Below are 24,998 nucleotides of genomic sequence, written 5' to 3' on the forward strand. Positions count from 1 at the left end.
GCGGCGGGCGGGCACCCGGCGGGCGGCCGCGCGACGGCCGGCCGCACCGAACCGGAACAATCCCACATCCGGCCCCAGGGCCGCCGATCGCACACTAGAGTCGGCCTGCCTCCATGTGAACGGTTGTCGCGTACTAAATGGATCCTTCGGAGACATGACGGAAACCCTCCCCCAACCGCGCCCCTCGGACCCCGCCCGGCGCCCGGCCGACGTGCGGCCGCCCGGCGCGCCCCCCGCGCCGGGTCCGGCGACCGCGCAGGCCCCGCAGACCGCGCAGTACCCGGGGCAAGTCCCGGGGCAGGTCCCGGGCGCGCCGGGCCCGCACGGGCAGAGCCCGCCCGCGGCCGGTCCGGCGGACACCCGGCCGGACGCGCCCCGGCGCCGCGACGCCTACTTCGACAACGTCAAGTTCTTCCTCATCCTGCTGGTCGTGCTCGGGCACGTCTGGGAGGTCCTGCGCAAGGACAGCCACGCGGTCGACGCGGCCTACACCGTGGTGTACGGCTTCCACATGCCGGTGTTCGTGTTCGTCTCCGGTTACTTCGCCCGCGGATTCATGCGCTCGACCGACAAATTCCGGGTTGTTTTCCCCACCTTGGTCGTTCCGTACGTGATCTTCGTCGTGCTTTACCGATTGCAGCTGGTCTTCATCCGGGGAAATGAATTCCGGCTGCACGAGCTTTTCCGTCCGCAGTTCCTGATGTGGTTCCTCGTCGCGCTGGTGCTGTGGCGGCTGAGCGCCCCGCTGTGGGCGCACCTGCGGCACCCCGTCGCGGTGTCGGTGGCCCTGTCGCTGGTCGCCGGCAGCTGGAGCTTCAGCACCGACGCGACGCTGTGCCGGGCGGCCGGGCTGCTGCCGTTCTTCGTCCTCGGCCTGACCATCCGGCCCGAGCTCGCGCTGGCCCCGCGCAACCGCGGCTGGACGCGCTGGGCCGGGATCGCCGTGCTGCTCGCCGCGCTGCCGGTCGCCTACGTCTGGGAGCGCGGGACCGTGGTGCCGCGGATCGCGCACGGGGTCCTGCTGTGGAACCGCGGCTACGAGCACATGCACTTCTCCGCGATCGAGGGCATGGCGTACCGGCTGCTGGCGATGGCGCTGGCCGTCGCGCTGGGCACCGCGTTCCTCGCGGCCGTCCCGCGCGGACGGGCCTGGTACACCGCGCTCGGGACGCGGACGATGTACGTCTACCTGCTGCACGGCCTCGTCGTGAAGACGCTGGACTACGGCGGCGTCTTCGACGCGCACTTCTTCGACACCCCTGCCGGCGCGGTGGCCGCGACCCTGGGAGCCCTCGCGCTCGGCGTCCTGCTCGGCACCGACCCGGTGCGGCGGCTCACCCATTGGGCGGTCGAGCCCAGGGGCCGATGGCTACTCAAGCCCTCTCATGGCAGGACATAAGATTTACCTGCCGGATGCGGGTATGATCCAGATTCATCGAGTAGTTGATTGGCGTTCGCGTGAGCAGTGAATACGACATCTCCCTGAGCATCATCGTGCCCGTGCACAAAGTGCAGGGGTACCTGCGGCAGTGCCTTGATTCGCTGCTGGTTCCGGACGTGCCGAACCTCGAGATCATCGCGATCGACGACGCCTCGCCGGACGCCTGCGGGGAGATCCTGGACGAGTACGCCGAGCGCGACTCGCGGATGAAGGTGCGCCACCTCACCGAGAACGTCGGGCTCGGCGAGGCCCGCAACGTCGGGCTGGACATGGCGACCGGCGACTACGTGTGGTTCTTCGACAGCGACGACTACGCCACCGAGGGCGCCGTCAAGGCGATCTGCGACCGGCTGGGCGAGACGCGCCCCGACGTGCTGATGTTCGACTACGCCCGGTCGTACTGGAACGGGCGGGTCAAGCGGAGCATCATCAACCACCTGTTCCGCGAGCCGCCCGCGCCGGAGGTGTTCACCCTCGCCGACCGGCCGAGCCTGCTGGAGATGTTCACCTCGATCTGGAACCGGGCGATCCGCCGCGAGTTCATGATCGAGCACGGGCTGCGCTTCAACAGCGGCTACTACGAGGACGTCAGCATCACCTACCCGGTGCTGATGGCGGCCGAGCGGGTCAGCTTCCTCGACCGGGTCTGCTACATCTACCGGCAGCGCCGCAGCGGCGCGATCACCAAGACCGCCAGCGACAAGCACTTCGACGCCTTCGACCAGTACGACCGCATCTTCGCGTTCATGGACCACCTCGGCCCGCAGATGGACCGGTTCCGTCCGCTGATGTTCAACCGGACGATCTGGCACCTGCTGGTCATCCTCGAGCGCGCCGACCGCGTGTACCCCTCGGAGAAGCCGCGGTTCTTCGCCGAGATGACCAAGACCTACAACCGCTACAAGCCGCCGGGGCACGTCCCGCCGGACGACGAGCCGGGGCTGGCCGACAAGCACCGGGCGATCGAGCGGGGCGACTTCCGGGCCTGGGAGCGGCTCAACTCCCCCAAGCTCGCCGCGAAGGCGAAGAAGGGCGGCCGCAAGGTCCGCAAGCTGCAGAAGCGCGGCGTCGTCCGCTCCAAGGAGCTCGCCAAGGAGCGGTACTACGCGATGCGGCGGCACCTGCCCATCGAGGAGGACCTCGCCGTCTTCGCCGCCTACTGGTACCGCGGGTACTCCTGCAACCCGGCCGCGATCTACGAGAAGGTCCGGGAGCTGGCGCCGCACATCCGCTGCGTGTGGATCGTCAAGCCGGGTGCGCGCAAGACCATGCCCGACGGCGTGGAGTACGTGGTGGCCGGCTCGGCGGAGTACTACCGGACGATCGCCGCCGCGAAGTACTTCGTCAACAACGTCAACTTCCCCGACAACCTCGTCAAGAGGCCGGGGCAGGTGCATCTGGAGACCCAGCACGGCACGCCGCTGAAGAAGATGGGCCTCGACCAGATGGAGTACCCGGTCGGCGCCGGCGACATGGACTTCAAGGCGCTGATCGAGCGGTCGGACCGCTGGGACTTCCTCGTCTCCGCCAACCCGCTGATGAGCGAGGCGTGGGAGCGGGGCTTCCCGTGCAAGTACGAGCTGCTGGAGATCGGGTACCCGCGCAACGACCGGCTGGTGCGCGCGACGCCGCAGGAGCAGGCGCGGCTGCGCGACGAGCTGGGGATCCCCGAGGGCAAGACGGCGATCCTGTACGCGCCGACGCACCGCGACTACCAGCGCCGCTACACCCCGATGTTCGACATCGGCCGGGTGATGGAGCAGCTCGGCGACGACCACGTGCTGCTGCTGCGCGCGCACTACTACTACAAGGTCAAGAACATGGCGGCGGACCTGGGCTGGCCCGAGGGCCGGGTCATCGACGTCTCCAAGTACCCGTCCGTCGAGGATCTGATGATCGCCTCGGACGCGCTGCTCACCGACTACTCGTCGGTCATGTTCGACTACGCCAACCTCGGCAGGCCGATCGTGGTCTACGCCAACGACTGGGAGACCTACAAGCTCACCCGGGGCGTGAACTTCGACCTCACCGAGTTCCCGCCGGGCGTCGTCGCCTACGCCGAGGCCGAGCTCGTCGACGCGTTCGCGTCGCGGGCCGCGTGGGGCGACGCGGCGGCGAAGAACCTGGAGGCCTTCCGGGCGCGGTTCTGCCCGTGGGACGACGGGAACGCCTCCGAGCGGGCGGTGCGCCGGGTGTTCCTCGGCGAGCGGCTCCCGCCGGTCCCGCCCGCGATCTCCGCGCCGAGCGCCGCGTCCGGCGGCTCCTCCGCGCCGTCCGGCCCGGCGTAGCGGCGGCCACCGGCCCGCCGGCCACCGTCCTCTGACCGTCCGCGACCGGACCGCCGTCTCCGGCTCGCCAGTGCTAAGGAGTGGGCATGACCGCCCCCAGGATCAGTGTCATCGTGCTCTCGCACGGCGCGGGGGAGGACCTCGGCGACGCCCTGGACTCGCTCGCGGCCCAGACGTTCCGCGACATCGAGGTCCTGGTCGTGGACGACGGCACCGGCACCGCCGCGCGGGCGGCGCTGCCCGACGGCCGGTTCCGGATCGTCCGGGACGGCGCGCCGAGCCGGGGCGCGGCCCGCAACCTCGGGGTCGCCGCGAGCGGCGGGGAGTTCCTGCTGTTCGCCGACGGCGGCGACCCGGTGCCCTCCGGCGCGATCGCCGCGCTGCTGACCGCGCTGGAGGCGTCCGGGTCGGAGCTGGCGACCGGCCCCGACGCGGTCCGCCGCTGGACCGGCCAGGTCTCGCAGTGGAAGGCGAGCACCACCGCGCCGGCCCCGGCGCAGGCCACCGACCTGGATCGCAGCCCCGACCTGCTGAACCGCCGCCGGATCACCGGGACGCTGCTGCGCCGCTCGTTCTGGGACGCCGCCGAGCTGGAGTTCCCCGACCTCGGCCGCTACGACGACCTGCCGGTCATGGTGCGGGCGCTGCACCTGGCGAAGGCCGTCGACGTGGTGCCGGACATCGTGCTGCACCGCCGCGGCGGGCAGCTCCACGAGCCGACCACCGAGCCGCAGGAGATCGCCGACGGCTTCGGCGCGGCGAACCTCGCCACGGCCTGGGTCGCCGAGCGCGGCGACGTCAAGGCGCTGCGCCGGCTCCAACTCGCCCTCGTGACGACCGAGCTGAAGATGTTCCTGGACGTCCTGCCGGACCTGTCCGGCGAGGAGCGCGAGCAGGTCGTCGCGCAGGCGGCGGCGTACGCCAAGGGCGTGTCGCCGAAGGTGTTCGCCGAGGCGCGGGCGCTGACCCGGCTGAAGTGGCACCTCGCCTCGCAGGGCCACACGATGGAGCTGGTGAAGGTCGTCCGGTACGAGCGCGGGAAGTCCTCGCCGTCGATCGTCCGTGACCCGCTGCGCCGCTACGTCGTCTACCCGTACTGGAAGGACGCCAAGCTCGACGTCCCCCGCGACGTGTACCGGGCGCGCGACGAGGTCAGGATGCGGGGCCGGGTGCACGCGGTGCGCTGGGAGGGCGACCGGCTGGTCGTCACCGGCGAGGCCTACATCAACTCCGTCAGCTCCCGCCGCCGCTGGACGTCGATCAAGGCGGTGACGCTGCGCAACGGCCGCCGCAGGATCTTCATGAAGGCGCGGCAGACGCCCAAGCCCGGCAAGTCGTCCGGCGGCTGGACCGGCTTCGAGTTCTCGCTGGACGCCGGGAAGCTGAAGGAGCACGGCGCGTGGACCGAGGGCACCTGGGAGGTGCACGCCTCGGTGCTGAACGCGGGCGTGTTCCGGCAGGGCCCGGTGCGCGGCGGCGGCTCGGGGACGGGCGCGCACCCGCCCTACCGGTACGTGGCCGACGACGTGCGCGTCGTCCCGAAGGTCGTGGACGGGAACCTGGTCGTGCAGGTGGAGCGCGTCCGGGACCGGGCGACACGGCTGCACTGGGACGACTCCGCGCTGCTCATCGAGGTCGAGTCGGCCGGCGGGCCGCCCGCCGAGCTGGTGCTGACGCTCGGCGACGCGCGCGTGCCGGTGCCGGTGACCCCACGGTCCGGCGGCTGGACGGCGCGCGTCGACCCGGCCGCGCTGGACGTCGACATCGAGCCCGACTCGATCGACGACACCCGCGACTGGACGCTGTCGGCGGACGGCCGGCCGCTCGTCCTCGCCGAGGGCGTGGAGGAGGCGCGGCGCACCTCCGGCGCGCTGGAGATGAGCGCGGGCCACGGCCCCGGCGGGTACGTGCGGGTGCGGCGGGCGACGACGCGGCTGTCGGTGAGCGACTGCGTGTGGCGCCCGGACGGGACCCTGTCGCTGGCGGCGACCCATCCGGCGCACTCCGCCGGGCAGATCGTGGTGCGCAGCCGGGGTCGCCGCAAGGAGCACGCGTTCGACCTCGTCCCCGACGGCTCGGGCACGCTGCGGGCGGAGGTGCCGGTGGCGGCCGTGCCGGGCGTCGCGGGCGTCCTGCCGCTGCGGCCCGGCCGCTGGGACGTGCTGTTCCGGCCGCCCGGCGAGCGGGCGCTGACCGTCCGGCTGACGGAGGCGGCGCAGCGCGGCCTGCCCGGGCCGCTGGAGGTGGCGCGGCGCGGCTACGACCTGGAGACCAAGGACGGCCGGCTCGTCGTCGCCGTCACCGGGGACGTGTCCAGCGAGGAGAAGAGCGCGGGCGCGAAGTACCGGGAGGAGGCGCGCCGGCGCGTCGCCCGCGACGGGCTCCGCGACGCCGTGCTGTTCTCCTGCTTCAACGGCCGGCAGTACTCCGACAGCCCGAAGGCGATCCACGAGGAGCTGCTGCGCCGCGGCGCGGACCTGGAGCAGCTGTGGGTCGTCAACGACGCGCAGGTCGAGCTGCCGGACACGCTGAAGGGCGTCCGGCTGAACGGCAAGGAGTGGCAGGAGGCGGTGACGACGTCGCGCTACATCGTCACCAACCACCGGCTCGGCGACTGGTTCCAGCGGCATCCCGACCAGATCGTCCTGCAGACCTGGCACGGCACACCGCTGAAGAAGATCGGCCGGGACGTGAAGGAGGTCCACTTCGCGTACGCGCCGGGGATGAAGTCGGCCCTGCAGAGCAAGGAGAAGAAGCCGGAGGGCCCCGCCGTCCCCGAGTGGAGCCACCTGCTGTCGCCGAACCCGTTCAGCACCGAGATCTTCCGCCGCGCGTTCGCGTTCAAGGGCGAGATGCTGGAGGTCGGGTACCCGCGCAACGACCTGCTGCACAGCCCCGACGCGGACGCCGTGGCCAAGTCGGTCCGGTCGCGGCTCGGCATCCCCGAGGGCAAGCGGGTCGTGCTGTACGCGCCGACGTGGCGGGACGACCAGTACTACAGCCGGGGCCGCTACAAGCACGACATGCGCCTCGACCTCGACCGCGCGCGGGCCGCGCTGGGCGACGACCACGTCCTGCTGGTGCGACTGCACTCCAACGTGGTGGACGGCGTCGCCGAGGACGAGCACGGTTTCGTCCGGGACGTGTCGCTCTACCCCGACATCACCGAGCTGTACCTGATCTCCGACATGATGATCAGCGACTACTCGTCGGTGATGTTCGACTACGCCAACACCGGCCGGCCGATGCTGTTCTTCACCTACGACCTCGCCGACTACCGGGACCGGCTGCGCGGCTTCTACTTCGACTTCGAGGCGGAGGCGCCGGGGCCGCTGCTGGAGACCTCCGACGAGCTGATCGAGGCGATCCGCGACGTCGACGCCGCCACGGCGGGCCACCAGGACCTGTACAAGGTGTTCGTGGACCGGTTCTGCCCGCTGGACGACGGGCGCGCCGCCGCGCGCACCGTGGACCGGGTGTTCCGGCTGGACGGCTGATCCGGAAAAAGCAACGGTTGTCGCCATCCGTGACCGCCCGGCACCGGTGCGTTGATAGGCTACCCGCCTGGCACTGCAGACATCGGGGAAGGTTTGCGGACATTGAACGCGGTGGCGAACCATTGCCGCGTGGGCTCCGACGACCGCCTGCGCATCCGATGGCCCGTCCCGCTGCCCGGCGGGCGGCGGGTGGTCCTGCGGCACCGGGCGTCCGGTGAGACGCGCCCGGTGCCGCTCGCCGGCGACCGGTGCTCGGCGGCCGCCGACGTCGGCGGCCTGGCGCCCGGCACCTGGGAGCCGGTGATCGAGGCGGCCGGCACGGGCGTCCCGCTGCTGACCGACGACCCCGGCTTCTCGCTGGACGAGCTGCTCGCCTACGCCGACGCGCCCCGCGACCGGGCCGTGCGCGTGGCGCGGACCCGCGGCGGGCACGTCCGGGTCCGCGTCCGCGACGTCGCCCCGCACGCCGAGGTCGCGGCGGTGCACCCGCACGACGGCGAGATCGAGATCGTGGGGCGGCTCGCCTACACGGGCCCGCGGCCCGAGGAGAGCGCCCGGCTGGTCGCGGCGGCGCGGCAGGCCGAGACCGCGATGACCGGGGAGGCCCGGCTCGACGGCACCCGGTTCCACGGCCGGCTGGACGTCGAGGCGTTCGCCGCGGCCGAGCCCGCGCTGTGGGACCTCTGGCTCGACGTCGGCGACGTCCACGCCCGCCTCGGCACCTGGCTGGACGACGCGCCCGGCAAGCGCGGCAAGCTCTCCTTCCCCCGGCAGGTCGCCGCGCCGGAGGGCCGGGAGATGGCCGTGCGGCCGTACTACACCGAGCGCGACCAGCTGGCGGTCTCGTGCCGCCTGCTCGGGGACGACGGCACGTGAAGATCACGTTCCTCCTGCTGGAGGCCTTCTCCATCGACGGCACCGTCCGCTGCACCTTCACGCTGGCCGACGAGCTGTCCCGCCGGCACGACGTCGAGATCGTCAGCGTGCTGCGGGACCGGGACCGGCCGGTCCTGCCGCTGTCGGACCGGGTCCGGCTGAGCTCCCTGGTCGACCTGCGGCCGGGCGCCGAGACGCCCCGGCAGGACGCCGAGCGCGCCGAGGGGCTGATGGCGGAGCCGTCCGCCATGATCCATCCGGAGGAGCGCAGCTTCAACAAGTACAGCGCCTGGACCGACGACCGGCTCACCCGCTACCTGCGCCGCCTCCGCACGGACGCGCTGGTGACGACCCGCGCCGGGCTGAACCTGGCGGCGGCGCGGCTGGCGCCCCGGCGGGTCGTGGTCGTCGGGCAGGAGCACCTGCAACTCGGCATGAACGAGCCGGGGATCCGCGCGGAGATCGAACGGTGGTACCCGCGGCTGAACGCGCTCACCTGCCTCACCGACACCGACCGCGCGGCCTACGAGGCGATGCTGCCGGACGGGTCGTGCCCCGTGCGCACCATCCCGAACGGCCTGCCCCGGCGGATGCATCCGCGGTCCCGGCAGGAGAACAAGGTCGTCGTCGCGGCCGGCCGGATCGTGTGGATCAAGGGCTACGACCTGCTGATCGACGCGTTCGCGAAGGTCGTGGAGAAGCACCCGGAGTGGAGCCTGCGGATCTACGGGGACGGGCCCCGGCGCGATGAGCTGCGCCGCAAGGCGACCCGGCTGGGCCTCTACAACAACGTCCTGATGATGGGCCCGACCGGCGACATGGAGGGCGAGTTCGCCAAGGCGTCCGTGCTCGCGATGTCCTCGCGCGCCGAGTCGTTCGGCATGACGATCATCGAGGGGTTCGCGTGCGGGCTGCCGGTCGCCGGCTTCGACTGCCCGTGCGGGCCGCGCGAGATCGTCACCGACGGCCGCGACGGGCTGCTCGTCCCCGCCGAGGACTCCGCGGCGCTTGCCGAGGCGCTGATCCGGCTGATCGACGACGAGGAGCTCCGCCGCACGATGGCGGCCAACGCCGTCGCCTCGGCGGAGCGGTTCTCCATCGCGGCCGTCGCCGCGCGCTGGGAGCGGCTGCTGGACGAGCTGCGCGCCCGCCCCCGCCGCCGGACGGGCCGTCCGCGCTAGGCGCTGAGCCGCTCCTCGGCCACGGGCTCGTCGTCGTCCTCCTCGGGCCCGTCCGCGTCCGCGGGGTCGTCGCGGACGCGGCGCGGCGCCGGGATCAGGGCGAGGCCGAGCGCCACGCAGGCGAACGGCACGGCGGGCAGCACGTAGCGGTAGTCGAAGTCGGCGGTCGCCGCCGGGATCACCAGCAGTGCGAGGCTCGTCCCCCACGGCATCAGCGCGCCGGTCCCCCAGTGCCGGACGGGCCCGAGCAGCCGCCGCCGGATGCCGCCCCGCCCGAGGTGCGGCAGGGCGCCCACGAGCCCGCCGAGCAGGATGATCCCGAGGAACGTGCCCGGCATGGCCATGTGCCGCTGGTACGACTGCATCCGTCCGGCCCACGGCTGGACGACCTTCGTCTCGCCGCCGGACGGGTCGTACTTCACCGCCACCAGCGCCTGTTCGTCGTCCCACGACTCGCCCTCGGGGAACACGTACTCCAGCCACGTCCACGGGGTCGGGTACGGCTCGCGGTGCCAGTCGAAGGACCGCCAGGTGTCGCGGACGACCACGCGCGCGTAGTCGCCCGGCTGTTTCTCGATCGCCTGCTTGGTGAACTCGCTCGACAGGCGGTTCGCCTCCTCCCCGGTGATCCATCCGGGGATCCGGTGGAACGGGGAGTCGTCGGTCCACAGCACGGCGAACGCCGGGGCGATGTCCGGGTTGCTCGGCTGCGGGCACATGATCCGCAGCTCGGGGCTCGGCTTGATCTTGTTGCAGTCGGCGAACGCGGCCGTCCGGCCGTACAGCCAGATCGAGCTCGCCTTGCTCACCGTGAACTGGCCGTAGGTCTGCTTGAACCAGTACATGTAGCCGCCGAGCGGCAGCACGAACGCGATCACCACCGCGACCAGGGGGCGCCAGCCCGCGCGGCGCAGCAGCATGCCGACCAGGATCACCGCGACCAGCGGCAGCCCCGCCGACCGGGTCACCGCCGCGAACGCGGCGAACATGCCGGCCAGCGCGCCGAGCCACCACGTCGTCCGGCGCCGCCACAGCGCCGCCGTCACCGCCGCCAGCATCAGGAAGGTGAACAGCGAGTCCGACATGAGCATGTGCTCGAGGGCGATCTGGTAGTCGTCCAGCAGCACCGGCAGCGTCAGCGGCGCCGCCAGCAGACCGGGCGCGAAGTCGCGCCACGCCCACCGTCCCGCGTCGCCGTCGGGGCCGACCGGCCACGCCGCCCGCGCGGCCCGCCAGACCAGCAGGTACACCAGCACGCCGCCGAGCACGCCGATGGCGTGCTGCACCGACACCATCACGGTGAAGCTGTGGAACGGCTTCAGCAGCCACAGCAGGATCGGGTAACCGCTCGGGCGCGTCTCGCCGGGCCTGAGATGGAGGGCGGCCTCGAGGTAGCTGGGCGAGTCGCCGGTCCAGTGCGGCGCCGGGTACCCGCGGACCGCGACGACCCGGATCCAGGCGGCCGCCGCCAGCACGCAGGCGAAGGGCAATTGGGCGAGAACTGCCGTAGGTCTGACGCGCACTGCCAAAGCCTACCCAGCTCCCCTCACCAAAACGATCGGGACGAACACCGCACGCTCCCCGAAGGCCCCGCATGCCCCTTTAACCGAGTCACGACTCGGCGACAATGCCCGAGACCGCATCCGGACAGCCGATACCATCGAGCGGTCCCGGGACGAAAGGAAACCCTCCATGGCGAACTTCACGCTCGACGACGTTCGGCAACGGACGTACAAGGCGCGTGACGCGTGGTGGACGGTCCTGCTGGTCGACCCGCTCGCCGCCCGGCTGGTGAAGGTCACCGCGAACCGGACCCGGATCACGCCCAACCAGCTCACGGTGGGCGCGCTGATCCTCGGGCTCGGCGCCGGCGCCTGCTTCGCGGCGGCGTCCTGGCCGTGGCTGCTGGCCGGCGCGGTGCTGTACCACCTGTCGTTCACGCTCGACTGCATGGACGGCAAGATCGCGCGGCTCAAGGGCACTGGCTCGGTGTTCGGCGCGTGGCTGGACTACATCTTCGACCGCGTCCGGGTGCTGGCCTGCGCCGTCGCGCTGATGGCCGGGCAGTACGCGGCGACCGGGAACGTCGCCTACGTGTGGACGGCCCTCGGCGTCGTCTTCCTCGACATGCTCCGCTACATGGACGCCCTGGAGATCTACAAGGTGCGCCAGCAGATGCGCAGCACGCTGATCCAGACGCGCCAGGAGGCCGAGACGCTGGAGGAGGCGGTGCTCCGCGCCGACGGCACCATGCCCGACGCGCGCGACGTCGGCGCGGACCTGCGCTCGGCGGAGGGCGCGCTCGGCGCCGACCCCGAGGCGGACGAGGAGCGCGTCGTCGGCGACGACGACCACGCCAACGCCGCCCTCCAGTCCGGCTTCTACAAGCGGTTCCCCTGGTACATCCGGATCCGCAACGTGCTGCTGCGCGGCCGGATCCGCCCGCACCTGATCAGCGGCATCGAGTTCCAGATGGGCGTGTTCATCGTCGCCCCGGTGATCGCCGCGATCGTGCCGGGCGCGATCATCCCGGTGGTGTGCGTCAGCGCCGCCGGCATGCTGGCCTTCGAGCTGTTCATCATCTACAAGTTCTGGCTGTCCAGCCGCGACTACAGCCGCAGCCTCGCCAAGCTGAACGCCAAGATCGACGGCTACCGCGCCCAGCTCCCCGCCGAGGAGCTGGAGCGGCACACCGGAGCCGCCGCGGTCGGCAGCTCGGGCTGAGCCCGTCCGCCGCCGCACGGAGTCCCCGGGGAGCACGCCTCCCCGGGGACTCCGCCGTCACGGGGTCGTGGCGAGGAGGTCGGTCCATTGGCGGCAGACCTCGTCGAGGCCGTAGGCGGCGCGGACCTGGTCGCGGGCCAGCAGCCGGTCGGCCTCCCAGCGGTCCAGGGCGACCGTACCGGAGACCGAGGCGGCCAGCTCGGACGGACCGGCGTGGATCCAGCGGTCGTCGTAGATCGTGTCGGCGCCGGGCCAGCCGAGCAGCGCCGGGACGGCGCCGGACGCCATGCCCTCCGCGGGCGCGAGGTGGAAGCTCTCGTCGTCGCTGGTGGACAGCACGAACCCGATCCGGCGCAGCCAGGACGCGACGTCGCGGCCGTAGGAGTCGAACACCACGCCGCCCGACAGCAGCGGGGAGCGGCGGATGCGGCGGAACACCTTCTCGAAGTAGGCGCGCTCCTCGTCCTTCTGCCAGATCCACCAGTACTCCCACGGGAGCTTGGACTTGACGAAGAGGGTGAAGCGCGGGTCGTCGCGGCGCAGCTCCTCCAGCGCGTCCAGGGCCAGGTCGAGGCGCTTGCGGGACGGCGCGATGCCGATCATGCCGAGGTGGTGCTCGGCGCCGGCGAGCTTCGGCCGGTCGAGCTGGCGGTCGTCCACCCAGTTCGGCACCGTGGTGATCTTCGACATCGGCCAGCCGAGGATCTCGTGGGTCAGCCGGGCGTAGTGCGGGCTGACGCAGATGACCTGGTCGACGGCGTCGATGTCGAGGTGGCGGGGCCAGCGCGCGTACAGCTCGAAGCGGTGCAGCCGGACGACCAGCCGCTGGCCCGGCCGCTTGCGCTGGGCGAACCAGATCGCGTTCGGCCCGCACCACTCGCAGATGATCACGTCGGCCCAGTCGGCGAGCTCCTGGCTGCGCTCCTCGTCGTGGACGCGCAGCGCCGCCCACGGGTCGACGCGGACCTCCATGTCGGGCCTTGACCGCAGGTAGTCGAGCAGGCGGCTGAAGAACTTCAGGTCGTGGCCGGCGACGCCGACGCGCAGCCGCCGCTCCCCGGAGGGGCCGGCCTGCGGCGCGGGGGCGGCCGGCGCGGCGGACGTGCGCGCGTGCTCGGCCGCGGCGGCGAGGACGGCGGCGGACGGCTCGGGGAACGTCTGCCCCAGGCAGTCGCGCAGCCGCTCGGCGGCGGCGTCGAGGGTGAACCCGGCGGCGGCCGCCCGGCAGCGCTCGGCGGCCAGCGTGTACACCTCGGGGTTCTTGCCGATGATCGTCAGCGCGTCGAGGACGTCGTCCTCGGTGGCGGAGAACAGCGGGTAGTCGACGCCGAACAGCCGCTCGTGCATCGGCGTGCGGTTCAGCACGACGGGGACGCCGAGCGTCCCGCACTCCAGCACCTTGGTGGACAGCTCCAGGCTCGCGTCCATCTCCGGGTGCCGCCACGACAGCCCGACGTCGGACGCCGCCGTCAGCCGCATCGCCTCCCCGCGCGGGTGCCCGCCGTGCCAGACGACGCCCTGCCCGGACTCCAGGGCGGTGCGCATCCGGGTCGCGAACCCGGGGTCGTCCGGATCGTCGTGGATCTTGTCGCCGACCATGTGCAGCTCGGCGTCCACGCCGCGCATCGCCAGCAGGCGCGGCAGCGAGGTCATCTCGTAGGTGTTCCAGCGCGGCGCGAACTTGCCGGTGTAGACGAGCCTGAGCGCGCGGCCGTCCGGGGCGCCCTCGGGGCGCGGCTCCAGACCGTCCGGCAGCACGACGACGGGCGGGAACAGCACGCTCTTGCCGGCCGTGGCGGGCACGGCGCTCTCCAGGAAGCCGCGCAGCTCCTCGGTCTGGCAGAGCAGCACGCGGGACGCGTCGGCGATGCGGCGCAGCTCGCCCTTGGCGGAGCCGGCGAACTCGGCGGCGGACTGCGGGACGTCGGTGAGGTACGTCCACAGGCGTCCGGCGAGCGGGCCGTGCGACAGCTTGCCCGCGAGGCGGCGGCCCCGGACGACGGCGAGGTCGAACGATTCCTGCTCGTCGATGCGGGCGAGGATCGCGGCGGCCTGCTTGGCGGGCATGCCCGCCTCGCCCTCGACCAGGCCCTCGGCGTGCGGGCTGCGGACGGTGACGCCGGGCAGGGCGCGCAGCGGGTCGACCAGCCGGCCCGTCCGGACCGGGGCCTTGAGCACCAGGGTCACCGCGCAGCCGGCGCGGGCCAGCGCCTGGACCATGCCCTGGGCCCAGATCGCCGAGCCGTCGATCAGGTTCAGGTCGACGTCGCCGTAGACGAGGGCATGTGGTCGCACAGGAGTTCCTTTCAACGAACCGGTTCCACCATCTCGGCGAGCCGGCTTGGCGTGGTCACGGTGGCGTCCCAGTCCAGGAGCGCGAGCGTCGCGGGCGGCGCCTCGCCCCACAGGACGAGCGGGAGCGAGCGGCCCGCCGCGATCTGGCGGACGTCGTTCAGCGCGCGGTCCCGGTCGTACATGCCGGGGACGCCGAGGTAGGCCCACGGCCCGCCGGGCTCGCCGGCCGCCGCGTCCACCACGACCAGGTCGACGTCGGCGGTGTCCAGGACGACCGTCGCGTCGTGCGGGTAGAGCGGGATCACCTTGGCGTGCTCGCGCAGCGCCTCCGCCGTCGCGGGGGCGAAGATCCCGGCGATGACGATCCGGTCGCAGGGCCCGGCGGCGAGCAGCCGGTCCTCGGGCCGGTCGATGCGGTCGAGCAGGATGCGCTCGCCGCCGGACGACGAGGGGCCCTGCTCCGGCGCGTTGCGCTTGCGCCAGAGCCGGTACAGCTCCTTCGGCAGCCGGACGCCGCGCCGCCGCGGGTTGCGGGCGGCGCCGGCGACGATCCGGCCGAACTGCAGGGCCATCGAGGTCTCCAGCGACTCCAGCCGCCGCTCCAGCTCCTGGACGCGCGACTCGCGCTCGCGCAGCGCGGCCCGCAGCCGGGCCGCCTGCCGGTTCGCCTTCGCGCCTTCGGCCCCGCTCATCCGAGGGCTCCGTTCCCGCCGAGGAACGCCATGACCACTTCCGCGATGCGGGGGCCGGCGTGCCCGTCCCACAGCGGCGGCCTGCGCTCCCCCGCCTGCGCGCCGGACTCCAGGACCTTGCGGACGCCCGGCACCAGCTCCTCGAAGGTGACCAGCCGGTTCGTCCCGTGGGTGATGGTGATGGGCCGTTCGGTGTTCGGCCGGACGGTCAGGCACGGCACCCCGAGGATCGTCGTCTCCTCCTGGAGGCCGCCGGAGTCGGTGACGACCGCCGCCGCGCCGCGCACGGCCGCGATGAAGTCGATGTACCCGAGCGGCTCCAGCACGTGGACGCGGTCGTGGTCGTCGAGCCCGGCGGCCAGCAGGTTCGCGCGGCCGCGCGGGTGCACCGGGATGACCAGGTCGGCCAGGTCGGCGACGCCGTGCAGGTGCCGGACGAGCGCGGCGGCCGTCTCCGGCGCGTCGACGTTGGCGGGCCGGTGCATGGTCGCCAGGACGTAGCGGTCCGGCAGCCCGTGCGCCTCGCGGACCCGCCCGGTGTCGAAGGAGTCGAGGTTGGCCAGCAGCGTGTCGATCATCGGGTTGCCGACCAGGTGCGCCCGCTCCACCGCGACCCCCTCGTTCGCCAGGTGCCCGATCCCCTCCGGGCTCGTCACCAGGCAGATGTCGGAGAGCTGGTCGGTGAGGCGCCGGTTCACCTCCTCCGGCATGGTCATGTCGAAGGAGCGCAGCCCGGCCTCCACATGGGCGACCGGGATGTGCAGCTTGGCCGCGACCAGCGCGGCGGCGATCGTCGAGTTCACGTCGCCGTACACGATGACGAGCACCGGTGAACGGCTCGTGAACTCCCGTTCAAGGCCGACCATGAGGGCGGCGGTCTGCTCGGCGTGCCCGCCGGAGCCGACGCCGAGGTTCACGTCCGGCTCGGGCAGTCCGAGCTCGTCAAAGAAGATCTCCGACATCCGGGCGTCGTAGTGCTGCCCGGTGTGGATCACCGCCTGCTCGGCTCCGGCGGCGCGCAGGGCGCCGATCACCGGGGCCGCCTTGACGAAGTTCGGCCGCGCCCCGAGGACGTGCACTATGGGTGACACCAGAATTTCCTTTCTGTTCATCCGGCTTGCCTACGCTCGCTCGGCGTGCGGATCTATGCCCTGAAAAGGCCCGTTTACCTGGTAGGACTCACCTGGCGGCAGGTGCGCGACGATCCCGGCCGGGCACCCCGGCTGGCGGTGCGGCTGCTGGCGCGGGGCCTGCCCGGCCCGCTCGGCGGGCGCCGGCTGGCGCGGTCCCGGCTCGCGGTCCCGCGGCCGCGCGGCGTCCGGCGGGAGAGCGCGGAGCTGCGCGCGCTGCTGGCGCACACCCCGCCGTCCCGACCGGCCCGCCCGGTCGACCGGAGCGGTTCGGGGACGACCGTCCTGCAGTTCGTGACGAACGCGCTGCCCCGCACCAACGCGGGCTACACCGTCCGGACGCATCGGATCGCGCTCGCGCAGCGCGAGATGGGCTTCGACACCCACGTCGCGACGCGGCTCGGCTACCCGCTCAGCCAGGGCATCGGCGACGCGCGGGCCCGCGTGGACGTCGATGGGGTGCCCTACCACCGGCTGCTGCCGTGGCTGCCGCCCGCCGGGCCGGTCCGGGGCGTGGAGCGGGGCGCCGACCTCGCCGGGCGGCTGGTCGGGGAGCTGCGTCCGGACGTCCTGCACGCGGTCAGCAACCACCTGAACGCGGCGGTCGCGCTGGAGCTGGGCCGCCGGCACGGGCTGCCCGTCGTGTACGAGGTGCGCGGCTTCCTGGAGGACTCCTGGCTGTCGCGCGACCCCGCGCACAGCGAGTCCGACGAGTTCTACCGGCTGACCCGGGAGCTGGAGACCCGCCGGATGGCCGAGGCCGACGCGGTCGTCACGCTCGGCGAGGCGATGCGCGCGGAGATCGCCGCGCGCGGCGTCCCCGAGGAGAAGATCTTCATCGTGCCGAACGGCGTGGACGAGGCGTTCCTCGAGCCGCTGCCGGACGCCTCGGGCCTGCGCGCCGAGCTCGGGATCGCGGCGGACGCGACCGTCGTCGGCCTGACCTCGTCGTTCTACGGCTACGAGGGCATCGACACGCTGATCGACGCGGCGGCGCTGCTGCGCGACCGGGGCGCGCCCGTCACGCTGCTGCTGGTCGGCGACGGCCCCGAGCGCGGCGCCCTGGAGCGGCGCGCCGCCGGGCACGGCGTTCACGCCGTGTTCACCGGGCGGGTGCCGATGGGTTCCGTTCGCCGCTACCACGCGCTCCTCGATGTGTTCGCGGTCCCGCGCCGGGCGGACCGGGTGTGCCAATTGGTGACGCCCCTCAAGCCGCTGGAGGCGATGGCCGGGGGAATCCCCGTTATAGCCAGTGATGTCAGGGCTCTTCGCGAAATCGTGGAACCCGGTGTGACCGGCGCGTTAACACTTCCGGAAAACGCGGAAGCTTGGGCGAATTGTCTGGAAGACCTGGCTTACAGTCCCGAAAGCAGGCAAAAAACAGGACAGCGAGCCCGGGAATGGGTTCGGGCGGAACGCACCTGGCGGGCCGTCGCGAAGGGATACCGGGCCGCCTACGGCCTCCGCTGAGGCCCGCGACACCGCGATTACGACAAGCGCGCCGACCGCGCGCTCCACTGCGAAGGGAGCCGGGCATGGATCTGGTGGTCATCGGACTCGGCTACGTGGGGCTTCCGCTGGTGCGGGAGGCCTGCCGGGCCGGACTGCGCGTCGGCGGACTCGACCGCGACGCGCGCGTCGTCGCCGGGCTCAAGGCCGGGCTGTCGCACATCGACGACGTCTCGCCCGCCGAGGTCGAGGAGATGCTCGCGGCCGGGTTCACGCCCAGCCTGGACGAGGACGTGCTGGACGGCGCCCGCACCGTCGTCATCTGCGTCCCCACGCCGCTGTCGCAGGACGGCGGCCCCGACCTCACCGCGGTCCGCGGGGCCGCCGGGACGGTCGCGCGGCGCCTGGAGCCCGGCGCGCTGGTCGTGCTGGAGTCGACCACCTACCCGGGCACCACCGAGGAGGTCGTCCGGCCGATCCTGGAGGAGTCCGGGCTGGTCGCCGGGCAGGAGTTCCACCTGGCGTTCTCGCCGGAGCGGATCGACCCGGGCAACCCCGTCTACGGGGTGCGCAACACCCCGAAGATCGTCGGCGGGCTGACGCCGGCCTGCGCGTCCGCCGCCTCGGCCTTCTACGGCAAGTTCGTGGAGCGGGTCGTGGAGGCCAAGGGCACCCGCGAGGCCGAGATGGCCAAGCTGCTCGAGAACACCTACCGGCACGTCAACATCGCGCTGGTCAACGAGATGGCCGTGTTCTGCAACGAGCTCGGCATCGACCTGTGGGACGCGATCGACTGCGCCGCCACCAAGCCGTTCGGGTTCCAGGCGTTCCGCCCCGGCCCCGGCGTCGGCGGGCACTGCATCCCGATCGACCCGAACTACCTGTCGTACAAGGTCCGCTCGCTGGGCTACCCGTTCCGGTTCGTGGAGCTGGCGCAGGAGATCAACGACCGGATGCCCCGGTACGTGGCCGAGCGCGCCCAGCAGCTGCTCAACCGGGAGGGCCGCGCGCTCAAGGGCGCCAGAGTCCTGCTGCTCGGCGTCACCTACAAGGCCGACATCGCCGACCAGCGCGAATCGCCGGCCCGGCCGGTCGCGCGGCGGCTGGCCCGGCTCGGCGCCGACCTTTCCTTCCACGACCCGTTCGTGGCGGACTGGCGGGTCGACGGCGCCGAGGTGCCGTCCGCCGGCGACGACCTGCCCGCCGCGCTGCGCGCCGCCGACCTGGCCATCGTGCTGGCCGACCACGCCGCCTACGACGCCGAGGTCCTCACCCGGCACGCCCCGCTGCTGTTCGACACGCGCGGCCGGACCCGGGACGTCCAGCTCGAGACCGTCGAACTGCTCTAGCGGGAGGAGTCGCCCGGCACCGTCCACAGTACGGACAAGGGGAATTCACAGGAGATTTCCATGGGCGACCGAGACTCGGAGAGCAGTCGAGTTCACCGGCACATTGCGGAGTGAGTGGAATGCGGATCTGCGTTTGCACAGTGGTGCACCATCCGGAGGATGCGCGCATTCTGCACCGGCAGATACGCGCGCTGCTCGACGCCGGCCACGAGGTCACCTACATCGCGCCGTTCCGGGCCTGCAACGCGACCCCGTGGCGCGAGATCAGCCCGGTGGACGTGCCGCGCGCCACCGGGCGGCGCCGCCTGCGGGCGCTGCGCGCCGCCCGCCGGGCGCTCGCCGAGCACGCCGGCTACGCCGACGTGATCCTTCTGCACGACCCCGAACTGGTCGTCTCGCTGCCCCGGGAGGCGCTCGGCCGGACCGTGGTGTGGGACGTCCACGAGGACACCGCCGCCGCGCTCACCGCCAAGGGCTGGGTGCCCGGCCCGGTCCGGCCCGTGCTGCGGCCGGCCGTGCGGGGGCTGGAGCGGCGCGGCGAGCGGCGGCTGAAGCTGCTGCTCGCCGAGGAGGGCTACCGGGCCCGGTTCCGCGGCGACCACCCGGTCGTGCCCAACACCACCTACGTCTCCGACCTGCCGCCCGGGCCGCCGGACGATCGCCGCGCCGTCTACGTCGGCAACCTGTCGGCGGCGCGCGGCGCCCTGGACATGATCGAGATGGCCCGGATGCTGGCCCCCGAGGGCGTCACCGTCGAGCTGATCGGCGGCGCCGACCCCGACGTGCGGCCCGCGCTGCGCGACGCCCAGCGCACCGGGATCCTGCGCTGGTACGGGTTCGTCCCGAACGACCGGGCGCTGCGGATCGCCGAGGGCGCGATGGCCGGGCTCGCGCTGCTGCACGACGAGCCCAACTACCGGCACTCGATGCCCACCAAGGTCGTGGAGTACATGGCCCGCGGCGTCCCGGTGATCACCACGCCGAACCCGCCCGCGGTGGACATCGTCGAGCCGGCCGGGTGCGGGCTGGTCGTCCCGTTCGGCGACCCGGCGGCCGCCGCCGACGCCGTCCGCCGGCTGCGCGACGACGCGGAACTGCGCACCGGCATGGGCAAGCGCGGCTACGAGGCCGCCCGGGCCCGCTTCCACTGGCCCGTGCACGCCGAGCGCTTCGTCGCGCAGCTGGAGACCTGGGCGGGCCGCAGCCCCGCGATCGTCCCCGAGCCCGTCCACCTGGCCGAGCCGCTCCCCGGGGTCGTGCCCGACTGCAACTACTGACGGGCCGCCGCGGTCAGGCGCGGTCAGGCGCGGTCAGGCGCGGAGGCGGTCGGCGACGGCGCGGGCGAGGCGGGCCGCGGCGCCGGGCGGGCGGTCCACGTCCACGACCAGCACGACGCGGTCGACCCGCAGCGCGATCATCCCGGCGGTCGGGCCCAGCTCGTACGCCTGGTCGGCGTGGATGTCGGGCCGCTCCCGCGCCTGCAGCTGGATCGCCTGCAGGGCGTCGAGCATCGCCGCCGCGGCGCCGGCCGTCTCCCCGACCCAGCGGACGCTCACGGTCAGCCCGCGGACGGAGGAGCCGGGGACGGCGTCGTCCGGCCCGGCGCTCCGTCCGGTGTCCGGAGAGGGCGGGCTTCCGCCCGCGCGCGGTTCGTTCTCGGCCCTCTTGCCCGCGGCACCGGCCTTGGTGGACGGTCCCGGCGACGGCTTCCGATCGCCGGGCGTCTCCCCGTCCTCGGGTTCATCCCATTTCGTCTCGTACGTGCAGGACACCGGACGCGGCAGCGCCACCGGCCCCACGCTCGTCCGGGCGGCACCGGTGCCGCGGCCGCCGGCGTGCACGGCGGCCAGGTCGGGTTTCTTGAGCAGCGTGCACGCGTCCGGCCAGTCGTCCACCGGCACGCCGCCCAGCTCGGCGGGGCCCGTCCCCAGCGGGCCGCCGCGCAGCGCGACCAGCCGGGCCGCGCCCGCCGGACGCGGCGCCGCCTCCGCGACCGCCGCGTACAGCAGCCCGCCCGCCGCCGCCAGCCACGGATGCGCGCCCGGCAGGTCGGGGTCCATCGCGAACGGCGCCGGAGCCGTGGTCGTCCCGCCGCTCCCGGGATCCACGATGTCGACGCCCGCCGGGAGCAGCTGCTCCGACAGGCGCGGACGCAGCGCGTAGACCTCGCCGCCCGCCTGCGCCAGCGCCACGTATCCGGGGACGTCCCGCGACCACGCCACCCGGCCGGACCGGACGTCCACCGCCTCCATCCGGTCGGTGCCCGGGCCCTTCCCGTCGCGGTGGCGGACGACCAGCAGCCGCCCGCCCGCGAGGACCGCGGGGCACATCCGGTCGCCGCACACCCCGTCGCCGTCCCAGCCGGCGATCCGGCCGCCTTCCAGGGTGAACGCGCGCAGCGCCGACGCGTCGGCGGCGAGGACCACCCCGTCCAGCACCCGCACCGCGAGCGACTCCCCCACCGCCAGGTTCCGGCTCCACCGGACCCGCCCGGTCCCCGGGTCGACGGCCAGCAGCCGTCCGCCCTGCTTGCGGCAGCCCGCGGCCAGCGCCGCCAAGGCACCGGTGCCCCGCGCGCCGGCGTCCCGGACGCCCGCCGCGTCGAGGGCGTCCGACGGCTGCGCCGCGCCCTCGTACAGCCGGCACCCCTTCGGCAGCGGCGTCCGCCACAGCCGCTTCCCGGTCAGCGCGGACACCCCGTACAGGGTGCGGCGGCCGTCGTCGGTGGCCAGCGCCACGCCGGCCCCGGCGGGCCAGCGCAGCGTCGCGCGCGACACGGCCGCCGGACGCTCGCCGTCCCGCCGCCACAGCTGCGCGCCCGACAGCTCGTCGAACCCGACGAGCAGCCGGTCGCCGCGCCGGCCGTCCCGCTCGAAGTAGGCCACCAGCCGGGACCGGGTGGACGTCCAGCCGAGCAGCGTCCAGCCGGTGCGCCGGTAGCTCCACCGCTCGGCGCCGTTGCGCGCGTCCCGCACCACCAGGCCGCCGCCGGACGCCGTCACGAGCTGCCCGCGCGCCACGTCGTAGGCCACGCCGTCGTACCCGGCGGACGACCCCCGGTGGATCCGCGTGGTCTCCTCCCAGCTCACCCCGAGGGGGCCGGGCGGCGGCCCGACGTCGCTCTGCGGCGCGACCGGCTCGGCGGTGACGGTGTGCCGCACCTGCCACCACTCGGCGTGCAGCACGAACCGTTCGACGAGGACCGCGCACAGCGCGATGGCGAGGGCGCCCGCGACGAGGCCGAGCGCCACGCGGACGCCGCCCGCCGGCCCCGTCCCCGGCCGGCCGTCGCGCCGCTGCCGGGTCCCGCCCACCCCCGCGCCGCCTCCCTGCTGTCCTGGCTGCCGCATAGTGTGAACCTCCACCTTGCCGTGTCCCGCCCGCCCGCGCGACATGGCCTGGCCGGATGGGAGCGGAGGGATCGGTGGAGGTCTTCGGTCGTTGGGAGAACTGGGGTGCGGCCCGCGCGGATCTGGAGGCGTCCGGTGTTGGCGATCGCGTCGATCTCGACGTGTTGGAGAGGGCGGCGGACGCGGCCGAGTGGTGGCACGACGACCAGCGGCGGCCGACCGGCGCCCCGTACGTCGAGCACCTGCTGGAGGCTCTCGAGGTCCTGGTGCGCGGCGCCGGGGTGACCGACCCGGCGGTGCTGTCGGCCGTGCTCCTGCACCGACGTCGTCGAGGACACGCCGGTCACGCTCGCCGACGTGGAGGCCGCGTTCGGGCCCGAGGTGACCGAGCTGGTCGACTGGGTCACCAAGCCGCCCGCGGCCGGCGGCGGGCGGCAGGCCAAGCGGGCCGCGAAGTCGGCGTACCTGCGCCGCCTGCGCGACGCCCCGCCGGAGGCGGTCCTGGTGAAGCTCGCCGACCGGGTCAGCAACGTGCAGCGGCTCGACCGGATGCCGCCGGACTTCCAGCGCCGCTACTACGCCGAGACGGTCACCTACATCGTCCCGCTGGCCGACCCGCACCCCTGGTTCGCGGCCTGGTACGCGCAGTGGCGCGAGGCGTTCTCGCACCTGCGCTAGCCCGCATGATGACCGGGCGGTCATCGGGTGGCATGATCGGCCCATGGAACGCGAATGGGTGGTGGAGGAGAGCGTCGCGATCGAGGCCGGGACGCGCGCGGTGTACGCCGCCGTCGCCGACCCGCGGCGGATGGGCGAGTGGAGCCCGGAGGTCTTCGCGGCGTGGGTCCGGGGACGCGCGATCAGGCCGGGGACGAGGTTCGTCGGGTTCAACCGGCTCGGCTGGCGGGTGTGGTTCACCAACTGCCGGGTGACGGTCGCGGTGCCCGGGGAGGCGTTCGCGTTCCGGGTGTCCAGCTTCGGCATCCCGGTGGCGCTGTGGGGCTACCGGATCGAGGACGTCGGCGGCGCGGGCGAGACGCGGACGCGGCTCACCGAGTACTGGGAGGACCTGCGGCGCGACACCCGCGGCGCCGGGCTCGTCTCGCTGCTCGGGAAGGTGTTCACCGGTGTCCCGGCCGGCGGGCGGGCGGGGGTCAACCGGGAGGGGATGCGCGCCACGCTCGGCCGGATCAAGGCGGCCCTCGAACGCGGCCGAGGCGGCGGCGCGGCGGTGTGACCGATCGGTGCCGGGACGAGCCTTGGCAGCAAAACGAGAACCTGTTCTACTTATCGATGTGACAACTGCCGCGCAAGTCCACCCGATCCAGGGGCACCAGGTCGCGCTTCCGGTGCGGATCCGGGACGCCGCCGTCGCCTCGGCCATGTTCGCCGTCCCGGCCGCCGCGGCGCAGGCCGTCATCGCCTACACCGGGCTCGAGATCGCCGAGCCGCTGCCGGGCAAGGCGATCTGCTCGCTGGCGTTCGTCCGGTACGCCGACGGGGACCTCGGGCCGTACCACGAGTTCGCCGTCGCCTTCCTCGTGCGCCCGCCCGGGACGCCGGCCCCTTCCGGCGCGCTCGGCCGGCTGCGCGGACTGCGGGACGTGGGGGCCTTCATCCACTGGCTGCCCGTCAACCAGGAGTTCACCCTGGAGTGCGGGCGGAGCATCTGGGGCTTCCCCAAGGAGCTCGCCGACATGCCGATGGACCTCGCCGGGCGGGTGAAGCGCTGCGCGGTCCGGTTCGGCGGCCGCACCGCGATCGAGATGGCCGTCAGCCCGGGCGCGCCGATGCCGGGCGGCGCCGGAGCGCCCAAGGTGGACGCGTACTCGTGCCTGGACGGCGTCACCCGCCGGACGCCGTGGACGCTCACGCCGTCCGACGTGCGGATGCGTCCGGGCGGCGCCAAGGTGATCCTGGGCGACCATCCGGTGGCCGAGGAGCTGCGGAGCCTGGGCCTGGACCGGGCGCGCGCGCTGAGCAGCACCACGGTCGGGCACCTGTCGATGACCTTCGACCCGGCCGAGGAGGTGTTCGCGTGAGGCGGACGGCACTGGTCACCGGCGCGGCGCGCGGCATCGGGGCGCTCGCGGCGCGGCGGCTCGCCGCGGCGGCATGGGACGTCGTCGCCGTGGACCGCGACGAGGAGGGGCTCGCCGCCACCGCCTTCCGCTCCCCCAACACCCACGTCCGGACGTGCGACATCACCGACCCCAAGGACGTCGCCGACATCCTGGCCATGACGGGCGCCGTGCACCGGCTCGTCGTCGCCTCCGCCCCCGGCGCGCCCGACACGCCCGCCGACGCAGCGGTACGGAACGGGTTCCTCGGCACGGTCGACATCGTCCGGGCGGTGCTGCCCGGGATGCTGGAGCGCGGCGCCGGCGAGGTGATCGTCATCGCCCCACCCGCCTCGTCGCCGGCCTCGTCCGCCACCGCCGCGGCGGCCTGCGCCTACGTCGAGGCCCTCGCGGACGAGCAGCGCGGGCGCGGCGTCGCGTTCCGCTGCGCGAGCCCGTCCGCGGGCGTCCCCGCGCGGCTCGTCCTGGACGAGATCGACCGCTCCCTGGCCCGCTCCGGCCAGGTCCGCGTCGCGCCCGGCAGGCGGCCGGGACCGCTGCGCCGCGCCCTCGCCCGGGCCGCCGCGCCGCGCTGAACGTCGGAGGGAGAGCATAGGCTTGTCTCTTTCGCCCGTTAGGGCGCCGGGGGCCGTCCCCGGCGAGCGG

At 73.6% G+C, this 24,998-nt stretch carries 18 protein-coding genes; 13 read left to right on the forward strand and 5 right to left on the reverse strand.

Features of this window, described 5'->3' with window-relative positions; genetic code table 11:
- The first annotated feature begins 154 nt into the window (after nt 1–154).
- The 5 genes from QP089_RS10460 to QP089_RS10480 all read left to right on the forward strand — a co-directional run bounded on the left by QP089_RS10460 (nt 155) and on the right by QP089_RS10480 (nt 9,283).
- A complete protein-coding gene (locus tag QP089_RS10460) occupies nt 155–1,399 on the forward strand; it encodes an acyltransferase family protein (RefSeq protein ID WP_285911295.1) in 1,245 nt (414 codons plus the stop codon).
- 59 nt (nt 1,400–1,458) lie between these two features.
- Nucleotides 1,459–3,729: a bifunctional glycosyltransferase/CDP-glycerol:glycerophosphate glycerophosphotransferase gene (locus QP089_RS10465; RefSeq protein WP_285911296.1), complete on the forward strand. Its 2,271-nt coding sequence runs from the start codon at nt 1,459–1,461 to the stop codon at nt 3,727–3,729.
- An 86-nt stretch (nt 3,730–3,815) separates the two neighbouring features.
- The gene (locus QP089_RS10470; RefSeq protein ID WP_285911297.1) at nt 3,816–7,226 is read left to right on the forward strand and encodes a bifunctional glycosyltransferase/CDP-glycerol:glycerophosphate glycerophosphotransferase; all 3,411 of its coding nucleotides are present in this window, start codon (nt 3,816–3,818) and stop codon (nt 7,224–7,226) included.
- Between the two features lie 129 nt (nt 7,227–7,355).
- Complete coding sequence (locus tag QP089_RS10475; protein ID WP_285911298.1) at nt 7,356–8,102, forward strand: hypothetical protein; 747 nt, start codon at nt 7,356–7,358, stop codon at nt 8,100–8,102.
- On the forward strand, nt 8,099–9,283 hold the full coding sequence (locus QP089_RS10480; RefSeq protein WP_285911299.1) for a glycosyltransferase family 4 protein: 1,185 nt from the start codon (nt 8,099–8,101) through the stop codon (nt 9,281–9,283). Before QP089_RS10475 ends, QP089_RS10480 begins: the two co-directional genes overlap by 4 nt.
- On the opposite strand, the gene QP089_RS10485 is transcribed toward QP089_RS10480, so the two are convergent.
- On the reverse strand, nt 9,280–10,806 hold the full coding sequence (locus tag QP089_RS10485) for an O-antigen ligase family protein (RefSeq protein ID WP_285911300.1): 1,527 nt from the start codon (nt 10,804–10,806) through the stop codon (nt 9,280–9,282). The genes QP089_RS10480 and QP089_RS10485 overlap by 4 nt on opposite strands.
- Before the next feature lie 169 nt (nt 10,807–10,975).
- On the opposite strand from QP089_RS10485, the gene QP089_RS10490 reads away from it, so the two are divergent.
- On the forward strand, nt 10,976–12,007 hold the full coding sequence (locus QP089_RS10490; protein WP_285911301.1) for a CDP-alcohol phosphatidyltransferase family protein: 1,032 nt from the start codon (nt 10,976–10,978) through the stop codon (nt 12,005–12,007).
- A gap of 57 nt (nt 12,008–12,064) precedes the next feature.
- Here QP089_RS10490 and QP089_RS10495 read toward each other — a convergent pair whose 3' ends face one another.
- The 3 genes from QP089_RS10495 to wecB form a co-directional block, all read right to left on the reverse strand.
- On the reverse strand, nt 12,065–14,227 hold the full coding sequence (locus tag QP089_RS10495) for a glycosyltransferase (RefSeq protein WP_285911463.1): 2,163 nt from the start codon (nt 14,225–14,227) through the stop codon (nt 12,065–12,067).
- Between the two features lie 86 nt (nt 14,228–14,313).
- Nucleotides 14,314–14,994: a hypothetical protein gene (locus tag QP089_RS10500; protein ID WP_285911302.1), complete on the reverse strand. Its 681-nt coding sequence runs from the start codon at nt 14,992–14,994 to the stop codon at nt 14,314–14,316.
- Nucleotides 14,991–16,076, reverse strand: coding sequence for a non-hydrolyzing UDP-N-acetylglucosamine 2-epimerase (gene wecB / locus QP089_RS10505; protein WP_446474022.1), 1,086 nt, complete (start codon nt 16,074–16,076; stop codon nt 14,991–14,993). Before wecB ends, QP089_RS10500 begins: the two co-directional genes overlap by 4 nt.
- A gap of 54 nt (nt 16,077–16,130) precedes the next feature.
- On the opposite strand from wecB, the gene QP089_RS10510 reads away from it, so the two are divergent.
- From QP089_RS10510 to QP089_RS10520, 3 genes are all read left to right on the forward strand, one after another.
- Nucleotides 16,131–17,594 (forward strand): glycosyltransferase family 4 protein, encoded by a 1,464-nt coding sequence (locus tag QP089_RS10510; protein WP_285911304.1) that lies wholly within the window; start codon nt 16,131–16,133, stop codon nt 17,592–17,594.
- Between the two features lie 65 nt (nt 17,595–17,659).
- The gene (locus tag QP089_RS10515) at nt 17,660–18,922 is read left to right on the forward strand and encodes a nucleotide sugar dehydrogenase (protein WP_285911305.1); all 1,263 of its coding nucleotides are present in this window, start codon (nt 17,660–17,662) and stop codon (nt 18,920–18,922) included.
- A 119-nt stretch (nt 18,923–19,041) separates the two neighbouring features.
- The gene (locus QP089_RS10520) at nt 19,042–20,199 is read left to right on the forward strand and encodes a glycosyltransferase family 4 protein (protein ID WP_285911306.1); all 1,158 of its coding nucleotides are present in this window, start codon (nt 19,042–19,044) and stop codon (nt 20,197–20,199) included.
- 33 nt (nt 20,200–20,232) lie between these two features.
- On the opposite strand, the gene QP089_RS10525 is transcribed toward QP089_RS10520, so the two are convergent.
- A complete protein-coding gene (locus QP089_RS10525) occupies nt 20,233–22,272 on the reverse strand; it encodes an outer membrane protein assembly factor BamB family protein (protein WP_285911308.1) in 2,040 nt (679 codons plus the stop codon).
- A gap of 357 nt (nt 22,273–22,629) precedes the next feature.
- Between QP089_RS10525 and QP089_RS10530 the strand changes: the two genes are divergently transcribed.
- The 4 genes from QP089_RS10530 to QP089_RS10545 are packed head-to-tail and all read left to right on the forward strand — an operon-like array spanning nt 22,630 to nt 24,928.
- On the forward strand, nt 22,630–22,950 hold the full coding sequence (locus QP089_RS10530; protein ID WP_285911309.1) for an HD domain-containing protein: 321 nt from the start codon (nt 22,630–22,632) through the stop codon (nt 22,948–22,950).
- A gap of 43 nt (nt 22,951–22,993) precedes the next feature.
- Nucleotides 22,994–23,509, forward strand: a complete 516-nt coding sequence (locus QP089_RS10535; RefSeq protein WP_285911310.1) for an SRPBCC family protein — start codon at nt 22,994–22,996, stop codon at nt 23,507–23,509.
- 58 nt (nt 23,510–23,567) lie between these two features.
- Nucleotides 23,568–24,314, forward strand: a complete 747-nt coding sequence (locus tag QP089_RS10540) for an acetoacetate decarboxylase family protein (RefSeq protein WP_285911311.1) — start codon at nt 23,568–23,570, stop codon at nt 24,312–24,314.
- On the forward strand, nt 24,311–24,928 hold the full coding sequence (locus QP089_RS10545; protein ID WP_285911312.1) for an SDR family NAD(P)-dependent oxidoreductase: 618 nt from the start codon (nt 24,311–24,313) through the stop codon (nt 24,926–24,928). The genes QP089_RS10540 and QP089_RS10545 overlap by 4 nt, the downstream gene beginning before the upstream one ends.
- Nucleotides 24,929–24,998 lie beyond the last annotated feature (70 nt).

The organism is Actinomadura opuntiae, from assembly GCF_030283205.1.
Lineage (GTDB): Bacteria > Actinomycetota > Actinomycetes > Streptosporangiales > Streptosporangiaceae > Spirillospora.

Coding starts and splice junctions, on each gene's coding strand:
- QP089_RS10460 (WP_285911295.1), top strand. CDS start 155: ATGACGGAAACCCTCCCCCAACCGCGCCCCTCGGACCCCGCCCGGCGC.
- QP089_RS10470 (WP_285911297.1), top strand. CDS start 3,816: ATGACCGCCCCCAGGATCAGTGTCATCGTGCTCTCGCACGGCGCGGGG.
- QP089_RS10490 (WP_285911301.1), top strand. CDS start 10,976: ATGGCGAACTTCACGCTCGACGACGTTCGGCAACGGACGTACAAGGCG.
- QP089_RS10495 (WP_285911463.1), bottom strand. CDS start 14,227: ATGGTCCAGGCGCTGGCCCGCGCCGGCTGCGCGGTGACCCTGGTGCTC.
- QP089_RS10500 (WP_285911302.1), bottom strand. CDS start 14,994: ATGAGCGGGGCCGAAGGCGCGAAGGCGAACCGGCAGGCGGCCCGGCTG.
- QP089_RS10515 (WP_285911305.1), top strand. CDS start 17,660: ATGGATCTGGTGGTCATCGGACTCGGCTACGTGGGGCTTCCGCTGGTG.
- QP089_RS10520 (WP_285911306.1), top strand. CDS start 19,042: ATGCGGATCTGCGTTTGCACAGTGGTGCACCATCCGGAGGATGCGCGC.
- QP089_RS10525 (WP_285911308.1), bottom strand. CDS start 22,272: ATGCGGCAGCCAGGACAGCAGGGAGGCGGCGCGGGGGTGGGCGGGACC.
- QP089_RS10535 (WP_285911310.1), top strand. CDS start 22,994: ATGGAACGCGAATGGGTGGTGGAGGAGAGCGTCGCGATCGAGGCCGGG.